Here is a 14,889-nt window from a genome sequence, read left to right as displayed (position 1 = left end):
GAAATCGCTCAGGGAGAGGATCGGCTGCGGTCAAGCAGGTCCCGGGCGGAGCGCCGGGCGCGCTCCAGCAGGTCCGCCGCGTCCACGCCGACCGGTTGACCGTCCCGCTTGACGAGGCGGCCGTCGACCAGCACCGTGCGGACGTTGTCCGGGCGCGCCGAATAGACCAGCAGCGCGGCCGGGTCGCCGCCGCCGAAGCCGCCCAGATTCAGCGCAGCCGGATCGATGACCTGCAGGTCGGCGCGCTTGCCCGGCGCCAGCGTACCGACCTCGTCGCCCAGGCCCACGGCCTCGGCGCCACGGCGGGTGGCCAGTTCCAGCAGCGCGCGCGGAGCGGGCGCCCGCTCGTCCCGCGCGCCGCCGCTCCAGGTCAGCGCCGCCAGTCGCAGCGTGGCGAACATGTCGGCGCTGCCGGCCAGCGAATTGCCGTCGATGCCCAGGCCCTGCCGGGTCACCGTGGCGAAGTGGTCCAGCCGGGTCAGCCCGTAGCCGACGCGCTGCTCGCTCGGCGGTGTCAGCGCCAGGCCGCCGCCGGCCCGTTCGAGTGCCTGCAGCCGCTCCTGGCCGGCATCGGTGGCATGCACGACGGTCAGGCCGGGAAACAGGTAATCGCGCTGGATCAGCGCCTCGAACATCGGGGCGGGCTCGCCGCTGACGTGCACCTGGATCGGCAGGCCGAGGCCGCGCGCGGTGTCGTATTCGCGCTGGCGCATCGCCCAGTTGTCCGCATCCCCGCGATCGCGCGGCAAGCGCCAGGCCAGGCCGATTCGTACCCGCGCGTCCTTGCCCCGGCGTTCGGCCAGGGCGCGCAACTGCGCGAGGTCGATGGGATGGCGGGTGGTCTTGTCCGGACCGCCGTAGTACATCACCGCGCGGATGCCGGACGCCTCCAGCGCCTGCACTCCGGCCTCGCCGTGCGCCGGGGTGAGGATGTTGTCGAAGAAGTCGGCGGTGGTGGTGATGCCGCCCTGCAGCAGTTCCAGGGCGCCGAGCTGCATGGCGGTACGGGTGTCCTCCGGCGTCATGGCCGCGGCCAGGCGCGAACTCACCGGGAAGAACTGCCCGTCGCGGTTGCGGAACTGCCCGCGCATCGTGGTCACGTACAGGTGCGAATGCGTGTCGACGAAGCCCGGCAGCACGACCTGCCCGCGCGCGTCGATGCGGTGGGCGTCGCCGGCGTCCAGGCCGCGGCCGACGGCGACGATGCGGCCGTCGCGGATCAGTACCTCGCCGCCGTCGATGTCGCCCAGTGTCGGGTCCATCGTCATCACGTAGCCGCCGTGTACGAGCAGCGCCTCGGCCTCGGTCGCGGCTTCTGCCTGCCAGGGCAGGCAGGCGGTCAGCAGGAGGGACAGCAGGCGCCTCATGGCTTTCGGCGGCGAAGCCTGGCCGCGCTCCCGCTCGAGACGCCCGGAACCGCCCGTGCCAATCGCCGGCGAGCGCCTGCCGGTCGACGGGATGACGCGGGCCCCGAGCGGGCCGGATGCCAGCGACTGCGCGAAAGCGGGGCGGGCATGGGCGAAACCCGCGGTAATCGCTGCAAGCCTGGAGAGGAAGCCGCGTCGAGGCATCGGCGAAAAGCTCTTTCTGCTGCGAAAGTGACTTTTCGGAGTTTAATTTTATTCGCCGAATCAATAAATTATGGTAATTCTTAATGTACTCTTGCAGATTTCGTCAATAATGGCTCTCAACGACATCAGTCTGCTTCGCCTGTTCGTGGCCGTGGTCGAATCGGGTTCCCTGTCCTCGGCGGCGCGTGCCCAGCACATCACCCTGCCGGCGGCCAGCCGGAAACTTCGCCAACTGGAAGAGTCCCTGGGCGTTCGCCTGCTGCAGAGGACCACCCGGCGGCAATCGCTCACCGAAGAGGGGGAACTGCTCTACCGGCGGGCCGTCCAGGTGCTGGCGGACCTGGAGCAGGTCGAGCAGCAACTGCTGCGCAAGAGCGCCGTCGTCTCGGGTCAGTTGAGGGTGACCACGCCGATATCGCTGGGGCGGCGGCGCATCGCGCCCCTGCTGGCGGAGTTCTGCGCCCTGCACCCGGAACTGCAGGTGCAGATCGAGCTGAGCGACAGCGTGCTCGACCTGGTCGCATCCGGCATGGATTTCGCCGTGCGTTTCGGCGGGCTGGAGGATTCCTCGTACATCTCCCGGCCGCTGGCGCCCAACCATCGCGTCCTGTGCGCTTCGCCGGAGTACATTCGCCGTCACGGAGAGCCGCGCAGCCCCGCCGACCTGGCGCACCACCATTGCCTGCTCATCGGCCAGCAGTCCCAGGCGGACTGGCGTTTCGAGGAGGTGACGGTGCGCATCTCGGCGCGCCTCGTGGCGAGCGATGGCGAGGTGGTTCACCAGTGGGCCCTGGATGGCCACGGCATCGCGCTCAAGTCCATCTGGGACGTGGCGGACGACCTGAGAAGCGGCCGGTTGCGGCAGGTCCTCGCCGGGCACCGCATCCCGGCCGCGCCGCTGCATGCGATCTACCCGCACAAGCACCATGTGGCGCCGCGCGTGCGCGCCTGCATCGACTACCTCGCCGCGCATCTGCGCGGGCCGCAGGGGGAGGCCGTGGACGAGCCGGGAAATGCGTGAAGGCCGAGGACCGGCAGGCATGCCGCCGCCCGCCCGATCCCACCGGTCCGGGCCCGACTTTTTCGCCGCTCGATGCGCCTGTCCTGCCGTCCACCCGGCCGAGTACCTCCTGGAACACAGCCATTGAGAACCCTTACTTTTTGGTACGGCGTGCTCGTCGGATAAGCGGAAATTTTTTACAAAAAAGTAACAAGGAATTCGTTTGCACCCGCCGGTGCGCAAAAAGTCGCTGGTATGGCGCTTGCTCCTTGCCCTGCGTGGGATGCCCCGCTCCGGAGCATCCGTGTACGCAGTGAGGGGAAGTACCAGATGCCGAGAGTCACGCATCCGGGTCGGTGGGTTCCGTTGGTGATCGTCAGCCTCGTCCTGCCGCTGGCGCATGCCGAGGTGGGCGAGGAAGAGCAGGGCTCGGAAGTGGAGTTGGGCACGCTGCAGGTCGAGGACTGGCAGGAAGAAAGCGAGGGCAGCGCGGAAAGCGGCTATCGCCACGAGGCCGCGCGGGTCGGCCCGCTGGGCAAGGTGCCGCTCAGGGATACTCCTTATTCGCTGAACGTCACCTCGGGCGAGTTGTTCGAGAACCGCGGCGCCCACACGGTCTCGCAGGCCCTGAAGACCAACCCGACCGTGGCCACCCTGATGGAGTCCAACACCTACAGCGGCCTGTCGCGGGTGATGGTGCGCGGTTTCACCGCCGGCGACCAGGGCGATTTCCGCGATGGCGTGGTGGATCGCAGCTTCACCTTCGTGCCGCTGGAGAACGTCGAGCGCATCGAGGTGCTCAACGGCCTGTCCAGCTTCCTCTACGGTTTCTCGTCGCTGGGCGGCTCGCTCAACTACGTCAGCAAGCAGCCGACCGCCACGCGCCAGGCCAGCCTGGCGCTGGGCCGCTACGGCGGCGGGATGGACTACCAGCACGCCGACCTGGGCGGCCCCGTCGACCCCGAAGGCCGCCTGGCCTATCGGGTCAACCTCTACGACGAGAGCGGCAGCACCTACGTCGAGGGCAGTCATCAGGAGCGCAGCCTGATGTCCGCCGTGCTGACCTACCGGTTGACGCCGGATACCCGTCTGTTCGCCGACGGCTGGTACCAGGACCTGGACATGCGCGGCCTGCAGACCTACATCAACGTGAACCCCGCGTCCGGCGTCAATGTGCCTTCGGCCCGGCACTTCGACGCGGAAACCCAGTACGGCCAGGACTGGACCTACAACAAGTCGCACAAGAGCCAGGTGGGGGTCGGTTTCGAGTCGTCGCTGAACGACGTCTTCACCCTGCGCTCGTCCTTCCGCTACGGCAACATGTGGCGTTCCTACCAGTACACGACGGCCACCCTGACCGACAATGAGGGCAACTACAGCGAATCGGCGCGGGGCAGCACCCGGCAGACCGAGCGCACCTATTCGGGCTTCGCCCTGCTGGACGCCAACTTCGCCACCGGCGCCATCCGGCACAAGCTGACCATGGGCTTCACCGGTCACAAATACCGCTATACCCGCGGCAACGACGTGACCACGCTGCTGGGCACCTCCAACATCGATTCGCCGACCGACTATGCCCGTCCCAGCCAGACCATCGGCCAGACCAACGTCTATTACCACCAGTTCTACCGCAACTGGGTGATCGGCGACCGCATCGAATTCAACGATGCCTGGTCGGCGGTGATCGGCTTCAACCGCGCGGAAATCCGCCAGAACGTTTCCGGCGGCGGCACCAGCCTGGGCACCGCCAGCTACACCCAGCGCAAGACCACGCCGAGCTATTCGCTGATCTACAAGCCCGCACGGGAGGTCACCACCTACCTGACCTACATGGAGGGCCTGACCAACGGCGGCTCGGCGCCGGCGACCGCCGCCAACGCCTACGAGATCCTCTCGCCGAGCGTCAGCCGGCAGTGGGAGCTCGGCGCCAAGGCCACCCTGGGGCGCATGGACCTGGCGCTGGCGCTGTTCCACATCGACAAGGTCAACGAGTACACCGATCCGTCGGACAACACCTACAAGCAGGACGGCCGGGAAGTCCACAAGGGCGTCGAGCTCACCGCCACCGGCAAGCTCACCGACAACCTGACCCTGGTCGGCGGCTACACCTTCATGACCGCGGAAGTCACCGAGTCCAGAAACAACAAGTCCCTGGAAGGCAACATCCCGGTCAACGTCCCGGAACGCCAGGGGCGCCTCTACATGGAATACAACCTGAGCCGCCTGCGCCTGCCCGACGTGACCCTGAGCGGCGCGGCCAACTACTCCGGCCGGCGGCCGGTGGACGCGGCCAACACCGACTACCTGCACGGCGCCACCACCTACGACCTCGGCCTGCGCTACGAGCCGGAACTCGCCGGCCACAAACTGACGCTCAACCTGTTCGTCAACAACCTGTTCGACAAGGACTACTGGAGCTACTACCGCTCCGGCGACGGCCTGCTGCTGGGGGCGCCGCGGATGACCTCGCTGACCGCCAAGCTGGACTGGTGACGCGCATGAAGGTCATAGCCCTGCTGACCGCGACCCTGCTGCTCTGCGCCTGCGACGAGCCGGCGGCGCCCGTGCCGGACGGGCGCCGGCAGGTGACGGACATGGCCGGCCGCAGCGTGCCGGTCGCCGAACGCGTCGAGTCCATCGCCTGCCTGGAGGTGCTCTGCTACGAGCGGCTGTTCCTGCTGGGGGCCAGCGAGCGGATCGCCATGATGATCCGCACCAACGCCCCCTGGATGCTGCAGACCAACCCCGCCGTCGCGCGCATCCAGCAACTGGGTTCCGACCCGGATACCGAGGAGCTGCTGCGCCGGCACGTGGACGTGGCGTTCCATACCTACGGCTATCCGGCGCCGGGCAAGATCAAGCGCCTGGCCGACATGGGGATTCCGACGCTGGTGTCGCAGCCGGTGGGGCCCATCGACAGCGTCGAGGCTTTCGTCGAGTCGCGCAACCGCATGCTGCGCCTCTACGGCCAGGTGCTGGGGCCGGACTACGCGGCGCGGGCCGAGGAGTGGTGCGCCTATCACCTGCGGATGGTGGCCATGGTCCGTGAGCGCACCGCGCGGATTCCCGCCGCCGAGCGGATCAGGCTGTTCCACGTGCGCGGCCCGGCGGCCACCGATACCCAGGGAACCACCTCCAACACCTACTGGTACGGAGTGATCGCCGGCGCCGACATGGTGATCGGCCGCACCCCGCTGGCGGGCCGCGGCGGGGTGTCGCTGGAGGCGCTGCTGGAATGGAATCCGCAGGTCGTCAACATCGGTCGCCAGTATTCCGCGCGTCTGGTCACCGAGGACCCGCGCTGGAGCCGGATCGCGGCCGTGCGCAACGGCCGGGTCCGCGAGTTGCCGGAAGGGGTCTTCTACTGGGACGGCTCCAGCGAAGGCGTGCTGCTGATGCTCTACCTGGCCAAGGAGCTCTACCCGCAACTGTTCGCCGATCTCGACCTGCGCCGGGAAATCCGCGACTACTACCGGCGCTTCTACCGCTACGCGCTCTCCGACCGGGAACTGGACCTCATGCTGCAAGGCAAGGGACCCGACGGCCGGCGCCACAACGACATGAACAACTGAGATGAACGACACCCTGCCGCCCAAGGAAAAACTGCACCGCCAGGGCACCCGCTATCCGCCCCTGGCGGCGGGCTGCCCGCCCTTCGACCTGCCGCCCTGGAACCGCGGCCTGAACCGGATGCAGACCGGCCGCCAGGCCATCGGCCACTGTCTCTACGGCGGCCAGACCGCGACCCTCTGGGCGCCCGTGCGCGATCTGCTGCACATCACCCACGGGCCGGTCGGTTGCGGGGTCTACGCCCAGGCCAATCGCCCCGCGACGCCGGGGCCCGAAGGGCTCGGGCGGTTTTCCGGCCTCAATCTGTGCACCGATTTCCTGGAGCGGGACGTGGTGTTCGGCGGCGAGCCCAAGCTGGCTCTGGCCATTCGCGAGGCGGCGCGGCTGTTTCCCCTGCAGCGCGGCATGACGCTGCTGTCCACCTGTCCCGTCGCGCTGATCGGCGACGATATCGGCAGCGTCGCCCGCCGGCAGCAGGAGCGGCTCGGCACGCCGGTGGTGGCCGTGCACTGCGCCGGCTTTCGCCGTGGCGAGGGGATCGGCGACACCCACGCGACCATCGCCGACACTTGGCGGGACTGGGCGAGGCCGTCGGCCGCTCCCGCTGCCCGCGCGGTGACTCTGTTCTGCCGGGAAATGGACGGCGCCTGGCGCGGTATCGTCCGCCTGCTGGAAAGCATCGGTCTCGACGTGGTCGCCCGCTGGCCGGGCGGCGGCAGCCGGCGAAGCATCGCCCGGCTCGGCGACAGCCGGCTGGTCGTCGGCATCGACATGGAGTACTGGGTCAAACTGCTGTGCCGGCGAACCGGCCAGCCCTGGCTCGAAGCGGACTTTCTCGGCCCCGGCGCCAGCGCCGCCAGCCTGCGGGCCATCGCCGCGCATTTCGACGACGGGGTGAGGGCGGCCGCCGAAGCCCTGATCGCCAGCCAGGCCGGGGAGGCGCGGGCGCGCCTGGACGCCTGCCGCGAGCGACTGGCCGGCAGGCTCTACCTGTCGCTGGCACCCGTGCGGCCACGGGACGCGCAGGCGTTCGCCGAGGCGGGCATCCGCGTCGGCAGCGCGCTGCAGGGCTGGCCGGAGGCCGACGGGCGCTGGCGGTTGCCGGAACGGCCGCTGCGCTACCAGGAAATGTCTCCCGAACAGGTGGACGCGCTGCTGGCGCGGGCCCGCCCGGACCTGCTCGACGGCCTGGGCCAGGACGGCCCTCTCTGGCGCCGGCGGGGATATGCCGTGCTGGACGACCAGGCGCGCGCCGAACTGAATCGCACCGCCATCGGCTTCGCCGGCACGGAACGCCTGGCGCGGTTGCTGCAGCGGCTGTTCGACAGCCCGCTGCGCAAGTGCATTCCTCCCTGGGGCGAGTCCGGCTCGCGCCCGGCGGGGCCGAATGATCCGTAGGAGCCGGCTTGCTGGCGATAGCGTGGTGGATGGCTTCGTCCATCCACCCTACGGCCGTCGCCTCGCGGCAGGTCGCGGATGAATCCGCTCCACGAAAAGCGGCCATCGCGCCGGACCGTCGTGTTCCTCCCTGTGGGAGCGAATTTATTCGCGACCCGCGCCAAGGGCGCGGCGACTCGGCGGTTGGGTCGGTCGCGGATGAGTCCGCTCCTGCACCAGGCAGGCGGCCAAGGAGTGGCGTCGATGCCCCGTGCTCCCCGGCAAAATCGTTCGCAGTGGTCGCTCTAGGCCGGGCGGCGCAGCAGGTCGACCCGCATCGGCATGACGAAGTGCGCGCCGTCCGCGCTCATGGATCGCTCGAACTGCTCGCGCACGCGCTCCCGCAGTTCCGGGCTCAGTTCGTGCCGGGTATGGGTGGCGCCGACGATGCGCCGTTCGAACTCGGCGAAGTCCTGGAAATCGTTGCGGGTGTTGAAGAAATACTGTCCGGCCAGTTCCAGCACGTCCTGCTCGACCGCCCGGCGCACGGCGGCGAAGGCGGCCTCGCGGACCGCCCGCTCGTCGTGGAACAGGCGCACCACCTCGTTGAACTCGCCGGCGAAGACCGGCTCGGAAACGTAGGCCAGGCCGCCCGGACGCAGCACCCGGCGGATTTCCCGCAGCGCCTCGTCCATGTCGCCCACCGGCACGTGATGGAGCGACTTGAACATCAGCACGATATCGGCGCCGCCGTCTTCCACGGGGATGGCCTGGGCGCCGGCATGCAGGAAGGTCACCCCGGGCAGGTCGTCGACGGCCAGGTTCTTTTCGTGCTGGATGCTGTCCACCTCGCAGGCCAGGATGGAGGCCGGCCGTCCTTGCTCGGCGATGGTCCGGGTGTGCTTCGCCGCGCCGCAGCCGAGTTCGACGATACGCGCGCAGGCCAGCGGCAGCAGCTTCAGGTAAAGCTCGGCCTCGTCGATCGTCTCTACCGCTTCGGGGGCTTGAATGCGCATCTCGGCTGTGGTCATGGCGTGGTCCTTGCCCGGTTGTCCGCTGAAAGGAGGTCGGCTCCCGGCGTTCACGAGGCCGTGGAGCGGAGCGTACGGCGGGGAAACTCGCATGCCCGGGGAAATGCCGCAATGGTTATCGTGGTTTTCCCATAGGGGCCGGCACGTCGCGGGGGGGCCGGCCGCCGCCGGCCACTCCAGCCAGGAAATCGCCCGATCTTGTGGAAACGAAGAGGGGTCGTCGCCGCTCGTCGAACGGGGTGTAATCGCAGGCGGTTTTTCGTATGGTTGCCACGTGTCTGCATCTGGCTACGAAGAATCCACTGATTCGGTTTATGGAAAACTCGAATGAGGCGACGAGCATGAAAAAACGGATCGGGAAACCAGGGGAGCCGGCTTCCGCAACATCGGCACCGGAGGATGACGGCCAGCCATCCGTCCGTGAGCGGGTCGAGGATGCCCCGGGCGTGTCCGCTGCCCGCGAGAGCGCCGCCAACGGCTACGCCAGAGCCGCCCTCGGCAAGGCGAAGACGCTCACGGCGGTCGCGGCGAGCGGGACAAGGAAGATTCCCGGTAAGGTCGTGGCCAAGGTCAGGGAAATGGATGCGAACCACAAGGAAGTGGCCGACAGGATAGACACGGTCTCGATGGGGCTGGGCATCACTTCCGGCGTGGTGAGCGCCGGTGCGGTACTCGCCGCCCCGACCGGGTTGAGCGCGCTGAGCGTCGCCCTCGGCCTGAGTAGCGCGCCGCTGATCGTGACCGCCGCGCCCATCGTCGGCGCCGCCGCTGCCGTGACGGGCGCGCTCTCGGGCGGAGCCTATTTCTATTCGAAATGGAAAGCGGCGAAGGAGCGGCGCGCCGCCCGGGACTCCCGGCCGCCCGACTCGCCGGATATCGCGCAATAGGGGACGCGAACGACGGCCCCTGAAGGAGCCGCCGGTCTTCAAAGCGTCAGGGTGAAGCGCCCGAGCAATGCCCCCGGCAGCGTCCGGGAGCCGCTCTGCCGCGCGCCGTAGGTGCCCGCCGGCAGGATGGTCTCGGGCTCGCGGGTGAGGGCTTCCAGGTGCGGGCCGAGGAAGTCGAACACCGAGTCGTCGAAGCGCATGGTCCCGACCGGGGCCTGGATGCGGCCGTTCTCCACCCAGAAGGTGGCGAAGCGGGTCATGCCGGTCAGGCGGCCGGCCGGGCGGTCGGAGAAGTTGAGGTACCAGAGGTTGCCGATGTACAGGCCGGTGTCCAGGCGGGCCAGGATGTCGCGCTCGTCCAGCTCGCCGCCGGCCATCGCCAGCGACAGCGGGTGTTCGTGGTCCCCCGCGCCGTTGGCGGTCAGGCCGTATTCGGCGGCGCTGCGCGAGCCGATCAGCCGTTCGCCGGGCAGGCCGGCGGCGAGCAGGCGCAGGTCGCGGCGCGGTCCTTCGCCGGTGAAGGCCGGAGCCAGGCCGCCGGCGACGCGCTCGTCGAGGGTCACGAGCGGACTGAGCCGGGCCGAACCGGCGAACAGGCGCTGCAGGGGACTGGCGCCGCTGGCCAGGGCCTGGGCCGAGAAGCCGCCGCCGAGCATGTCGAGGATTTCGTCCAGCGCCGCCGGGGCCAGGTAGGCCCGGTAGTCGCCCGGCGCCAGGGTCAGCGCCGGGCGGCCGAGGTATTCCAGTCGTTCGCGCGCCGAGGCCATGCGCCGGGCGAAGGTTCCGGCATCCCAGCGCTGGCCGGCATAGGCGCTCTTGACCGCCTGGCCGTTGGCGTGGAACAGGCTCCAGTCGAAGTTGAAGCTGCTCGCCGCGTGCCAGCCGAAAGCCCCCCAGGAACTGGCGAAGCCCTGGTATTGCGGGCCGGCGGCATGGATGCCGACCAGATCGAGGCCGGCGGCGGCGTCGAGGATCTGCCCGACCGCCGTGGCGACCTCCGGCGGCGCTCCCGCCTCGCTGCTCTCGCTGCGCCAGGGCTCGCGCTCGAGGCGCAGGTAGGGATCGGGGGCCAGTGCCGGCACCAGCGCGCGCAGCCGCTCCAGGGCGTGGCGCAGGCGGGGGCGGTCTTCCTCGATCGTACCGCTCAGGCTCAGCTCGAAGCGGGCATGGCGTTCGCCGAGGTAGAGGGCGAGGGTGGCGTGGATCTGCCGCACCTGCCCGGCCTGGCGTACCCGCGCCCGGTTGAAGCGCACGAATTCCGAGTCTTCGGCGCGGTAGTCCAGGGTGAAGCCTTCGTCGCCGCGCAGCAGCGGCCGCAGGCTGTCGAGCAGGTCGTGGAAATGCTCGCGGGCGTTCATCGGGCGGCCCCTCCGAATACGTCGATGTTCCTGAATACGCAGGCCGGCGAGGCATGGCCGACGCGCACCGCCTGGTTCGGCTCGCCCTTGCCGCAGCAGGGGGTGCCGAGCACCTCGACGGTGGAGGCGTCGCCCACCGCGGCGAGGTTGCGCCAGAAGTGCGCGGAAATCCCGCGGTAGTTGGGGTTCTTCACCACGCCCCGGAGTTCGCCGTTCTCGATCAGCCGGCCCCATTCGCAGCCGAACTGGAACTTGTTGCGGGCATCGTCGATGGACCAGGAGCGATTGGTGCTCATCAGGATGCCGCGCTCGATACCGCCGATCAGTTGCGCCAGGCTCCGCTCGCCCGGTTCGACGTTGAGGTTGGCCATGCGGTCGATGGGCGCGCGGTTCCAACTGCAGGCGCGGCTGCAGGCCACCCCCGGCAGGCCGCTGCGCGATTGCGACAGGGCGCCGCCCAGCGGCCGTTGCAGGATGCCGCCCCGGATCAGGTATTCGCGCCGCGCCGGCGTGCCGTCGTCGTCGTGGCGATAGCTGGCCAGTTCCCCGGCGCGGCCGGGGTCGAAGGTGACGTCGAGCAGCGGCGAGCCGTACCGGTAATGACCGAAGTCCTCCAGGCGGACGAAGCTGGTGCCGGCATAGTTGCGCTCGTCGCCGAGGATGCGGTCCAGCTCCAGCGGATGACCGATGGACTCGTGGATCTGCAACATCATCTGGTCGGGCATCAGCAGCAGGTCGCGGGGCCCGCCGGGGGTATTGGGGGCGAGCAGCAGTTGCAGCGCCTCGTCGGCGATGCGTGGCGCCGCGCCGATCAGGCCGAGCCGCTCGATCACCTCGGCGCCGCCCTGCTGGCCGAAGTTGAAGCCGCCGAGGCTGCGGGTCTGGCTGTCGTGGCCGTCGCTGGCGGTCACGCTCAGGGACGGGTAGACGAAGCGCTGGGCCCGGCGCAGGCAGGCGCCGGCGCTGTCGAGCTGGATCTGTTCCACGCAGGTGACGGCGAGTCCGACGCTCCAGTCCACCAGCCGCGCATCCCGGGGCACCCGCGCCGATTCGGCGCCCAGCACTTCGAACCAGTGCGCCGGGCCGGCCAGCGGCCGTTCGTAGCCGGGCGCCACGTCGTCCTCCACGCCGCCCGGCAGCGGCAAGTCCCGTGTCTCCAGTAGCGCATGTCCGGCCAGGGCGCGGGCCATGCGCTCGGCCCGTTCCAGGGCCGCCTGCAGCCCGGCCTGGCTGAGATCGCTGGTGGCCGCGTAGGCTTCGACGCCGGCGACGCGCGCGGTCAGCATGGCGCCGCAGTCCTCGCCGAAGGCGGGCGGCAGGGCGACATCGCGGCGCACCCGGTAGTGCTCGCCGGTTTCCCGGACGTGCCGCAGCGACCAGAAATCGGCGCCGCTGCGCAGGGCGGCGAACCGGCGCGACAGCTCGGAGGCGGATTCGAACATGCGGAGGGTCCTGTGTGGCGCGGAGGGATGGAACATTGTAGCGGGCCGGGGCGGGATGGGGTCGTTCGCGCCGACGAGCCTGCGGACGCGGGGGCCGCCGGAGTCCAGAGCCGGAGCGGTCGGTAGGTCGGGCTGCGCAATGACAACGTCATTACCGGTTGCCATGCTGCAGCGCTCGCAGGAGGTTCCGTCATGTCTATATCCAACCCTGCGCCGGCCAGGCGCGAAACCCTGAATATCCGCATCAAGCCCGAAGAGCGCAGCCTGATCGACCGTGCCGCCCAGGTGAAAGGCAAGAACCGCACGGATTTCATCCTGGATGCGGCGCGCACGGCGGCCGAGGAGGCCCTGCTCGACCGGGCCTTCATCGCCGCCAGCCCGGAAGCCTACGCCGAGTTCCTGGCGGCCCGGCTGGACAGGCCGCCGCAGCCCAATGAACGCTTGCGCAAGACGCTGCAGACCCCGGCACCCTGGGACGAGGAATGAGGCTCGGCGCTCCCGAGCCCCTGTCGGAAAGGCACGATGTCGAATCCTTCTCGTCCGGCAGCGAGGGCCTGGACCTCTGGCTGAAGCGGCGTGCGCTGAAGAACCGGCTTTCCGGTGCGTCGCGTACCTTCGTCGCCTGCGAGGGGCGTAGGGTTCTGGCCTACTACGCGCTGGCATCGGGTGTCATCGCCGTCGATCGGGCGCCGGGACGATTTTGTCGCAACATGCCGGACCCGGTTCCGGTCGTCGTCCTCGGGCGGCTGGCCGTGGATCTTTCCCTGCAGGGGCAGGGCCTCGGACGGGCCCTGGTGCGCGACGCCGCGCTGCGCATCCTGCAGGCGGCGGATGCGATCGGCATTCGCGGCATGCTCGTCCACGCCCTGTCCTCCGATGCGAAGGCGTTCCACGAGCGGGTCGGTTTCGAGCCGTCGCCGCTGGAGCCGATAACGACCCTGGCCGACTTGAGAGCCGGGCTTTGAATTTCGCCTGACCCGCGGCTCGGGCCTGCCGCGCGACACTGGCCCGTGGGGCCGATGCCCCGGTCCGCTTGCCGTTACTTGCTGAAGGCGCCGATGAAGATCGTCGGGTCGATCCGCGCGTCGTTGAGGCTGACGTTCCAGTGCAGGTGCGGCCCGGTGGCCCGGCCGGTGGCGCCGACCCGGCCGAGCACGGCGCCGCGGGGCAGTTCGTCGCCGACCTTCACCTCTACCTTGGACAGGTGGCAGAACATGCTCACCAGTCCCTGGCCGTGGTCGACGAACACCGTCCGGCCGTTGAAGAAGTAGTCGCCGACCAGGGTCACCCGGCCGGCGGCCGGCGCCTTGACCGGAGTGCCGGCCGGCACGGCGAAGTCCAGCCCGGAATGCGGGTTGCGTTCCTCGCCGTTGAAGAAGCGGCGCAGGCCGAAGGGGCTGGAGAGCGGGCCGGCGACCGGTTTGTCGAACAGCAGGTTGCTCGGCTGGCGCGGGTCGAAACGCCGGTAGGCGTCGGTCTGTTCGGCCAGTTCGCGCTCGATGCGCTTGAGGTCGGCCGGGTCGGGACTGACCTGGCGCTGGTTCTTCAGGGTGATGCGCTGCTCGCGGTAATGACGGGGCTCGACCCGGAAGGCCAGGCTGCGGCCGTCCGTCTCGATCCGCTGCTCGCCCGGCTTGACCGACAGCGGGATGCCGACGATGGCGATCCAGCGCCTGCCGTCCTCGCGCACCGTCAGCACCGGCTTGTCCTGGTAGCGCACCCTGGGCGCCGCAGGGCCGTCGCCCAGGTCGATCACCGCCACGCCGCCGGGCACCGGCTTGTCCAGCAGGCGGGAGATGAAACCGTCGGCGTGGGCGGGCAGGGCGAGGAGCAGGGCGCAGCAGGCGGCGAGCAGGCGTGACATGGCGGCTTCCGGCAGATGGGGTCAGGTGGGGTCGGCGAAGCGTTCGGCCAGTTGCTGTCGCCACAGGTCTTCGAGGCTGGGCGGCGCGGTCGGGCCGTAGAGCGCCGCCGGCCGGCCGCGATGCCAGGCCCACAACTGGTCGCCGTAGTCGTAGTGCCACCACTCGCTCGGCAGGTTGGCGAAGCCGGCTTCGAGCATGGCGTCGTGCAGCAGGCGGCGGCGGTCGCGGATGGCCAGCGCGGCGGCATCGTCGGCGGCCGCGCTTTCGTAATGGGCGCTGAACGAGCGCGGGCCGACCTCGTCGAAGCGCGAGCCCATGTCCAGCCAGCGGCCCTGGACGTCGCACAGGGTCACGTCCACCGCGCCGCCGGTCAGGTGCGGGCTCGGCGCCTGCGGATCGCGACTGGGCGGCGAGACGAACTGGCGGGTCAGGCGCTGCAGGGTCGCCGCGTCGGCCTGCGGATGGTGCAGGGCCATGGCCGTTTCCAGGGTGCGGTACAGGTGCTGCTGCACGGCGATCGGCCGCCAGCCGTCGAGCACCACCAGCGCCAGGCCGGCGGGCAGGTGCGCGGCGGCGCGCAGCAGGCGCTCGAAGACCTCCCGACGTACCAGGCAGTCCTCGACCGCCTCGGGGATGCCGAGATGGCGGTAGGCCGGGTAGACCCGCAGCGCGGGGGCCAGGCGCAGGCTGCACAGCGCCTCGCCGCATTCGGCCACGGGAATGCGGGCGACCTGCGCCCAGTCGGGTTCGGCGTAGGCGGGGATCGCCCGGTTCGGCTCGTGCATCGG

Annotated in this window: 13 protein-coding genes; 7 read left to right on the top strand and 6 right to left on the bottom strand. The window is 69.8% G+C overall.

What is annotated here, in order from left to right:
* Positions 1-8: 8 nt before the first annotated feature.
* The gene (locus tag AVCA_RS18170) at positions 9-1,571 is read right to left on the bottom strand and encodes an amidohydrolase family protein (protein WP_012702505.1); all 1,563 of its coding nucleotides are present in this window, start codon (positions 1,569-1,571) and stop codon (positions 9-11) included.
* A gap of 109 nt (positions 1,572-1,680) precedes the next feature.
* Here AVCA_RS18170 and AVCA_RS18165 point away from each other — a divergent pair, with 109 nt between their 5' ends.
* From AVCA_RS18165 to AVCA_RS18150, 4 genes are all read left to right on the top strand, one after another.
* Positions 1,681-2,592: a LysR family transcriptional regulator gene (locus AVCA_RS18165; RefSeq protein WP_012702504.1), complete on the top strand. Its 912-nt coding sequence runs from the start codon at positions 1,681-1,683 to the stop codon at positions 2,590-2,592.
* A gap of 348 nt (positions 2,593-2,940) precedes the next feature.
* Positions 2,941-5,064 (top strand): TonB-dependent receptor, encoded by a 2,124-nt coding sequence (locus tag AVCA_RS18160; protein ID WP_236616263.1) that lies wholly within the window; start codon positions 2,941-2,943, stop codon positions 5,062-5,064.
* A 5-nt stretch (positions 5,065-5,069) separates the two neighbouring features.
* Positions 5,070-6,143, top strand: a complete 1,074-nt coding sequence (locus AVCA_RS18155; RefSeq protein WP_012702502.1) for an ABC transporter substrate-binding protein — start codon at positions 5,070-5,072, stop codon at positions 6,141-6,143.
* A gap of 1 nt (position 6,144) precedes the next feature.
* Positions 6,145-7,539 carry a nitrogenase component 1 gene (locus AVCA_RS18150; RefSeq protein ID WP_012702501.1) on the top strand — a complete coding sequence of 465 codons (1,395 nt, stop codon included), beginning with the start codon at positions 6,145-6,147 and terminating at the stop codon, positions 7,537-7,539.
* Positions 7,540-7,823: 284 nt separating this feature from the next.
* On the opposite strand, the gene AVCA_RS18145 is transcribed toward AVCA_RS18150, so the two are convergent.
* Positions 7,824-8,549, bottom strand: a complete 726-nt coding sequence (locus tag AVCA_RS18145) for a class I SAM-dependent methyltransferase (RefSeq protein WP_012702500.1) — start codon at positions 8,547-8,549, stop codon at positions 7,824-7,826.
* 341 nt (positions 8,550-8,890) lie between these two features.
* Between AVCA_RS18145 and AVCA_RS26905 the strand changes: the two genes are divergently transcribed.
* Positions 8,891-9,436: a hypothetical protein gene (locus AVCA_RS26905; protein WP_236616262.1), complete on the top strand. Its 546-nt coding sequence runs from the start codon at positions 8,891-8,893 to the stop codon at positions 9,434-9,436.
* 38 nt (positions 9,437-9,474) lie between these two features.
* On the opposite strand, the gene AVCA_RS18135 is transcribed toward AVCA_RS26905, so the two are convergent.
* Positions 9,475-10,794, bottom strand: a complete 1,320-nt coding sequence (locus AVCA_RS18135; RefSeq protein WP_012702497.1) for a TldD/PmbA family protein — start codon at positions 10,792-10,794, stop codon at positions 9,475-9,477.
* Positions 10,791-12,236 (bottom strand): TldD/PmbA family protein, encoded by a 1,446-nt coding sequence (locus tag AVCA_RS18130; RefSeq protein ID WP_012702496.1) that lies wholly within the window; start codon positions 12,234-12,236, stop codon positions 10,791-10,793. Before AVCA_RS18130 ends, AVCA_RS18135 begins: the two co-directional genes overlap by 4 nt.
* A gap of 192 nt (positions 12,237-12,428) precedes the next feature.
* On the opposite strand from AVCA_RS18130, the gene AVCA_RS18125 reads away from it, so the two are divergent.
* Positions 12,429-12,722, top strand: a complete 294-nt coding sequence (locus AVCA_RS18125) for a type II toxin-antitoxin system TacA family antitoxin (RefSeq protein ID WP_012702495.1) — start codon at positions 12,429-12,431, stop codon at positions 12,720-12,722.
* A complete protein-coding gene (locus AVCA_RS18120) occupies positions 12,719-13,201 on the top strand; it encodes a GNAT family N-acetyltransferase (protein ID WP_012702494.1) in 483 nt (160 codons plus the stop codon). Before AVCA_RS18125 ends, AVCA_RS18120 begins: the two co-directional genes overlap by 4 nt.
* A 74-nt stretch (positions 13,202-13,275) precedes the next feature.
* On the opposite strand, the gene AVCA_RS18115 is transcribed toward AVCA_RS18120, so the two are convergent.
* Complete coding sequence (locus AVCA_RS18115) at positions 13,276-14,100, bottom strand: peptidoglycan DD-metalloendopeptidase family protein (RefSeq protein WP_012702493.1); 825 nt, start codon at positions 14,098-14,100, stop codon at positions 13,276-13,278.
* Between the two features lie 21 nt (positions 14,101-14,121).
* Entirely contained in the window at positions 14,122-14,886 is a 765-nt protein-coding gene (locus AVCA_RS18110) for a M15 family metallopeptidase (RefSeq protein ID WP_012702492.1), read from the bottom strand.
* Between the last annotated feature and the right edge of the window lie 3 nt (positions 14,887-14,889).

Origin of the sequence: Azotobacter vinelandii CA (assembly GCF_000380335.1) — a bacterium.
In the GTDB taxonomy this organism is placed as follows: Bacteria; Pseudomonadota; Gammaproteobacteria; order Pseudomonadales; family Pseudomonadaceae; genus Azotobacter; species Azotobacter vinelandii.
Note: the sequence above shows the minus strand (reverse complement) of the source record. Positions and strands in the feature narration are given on the sequence as shown.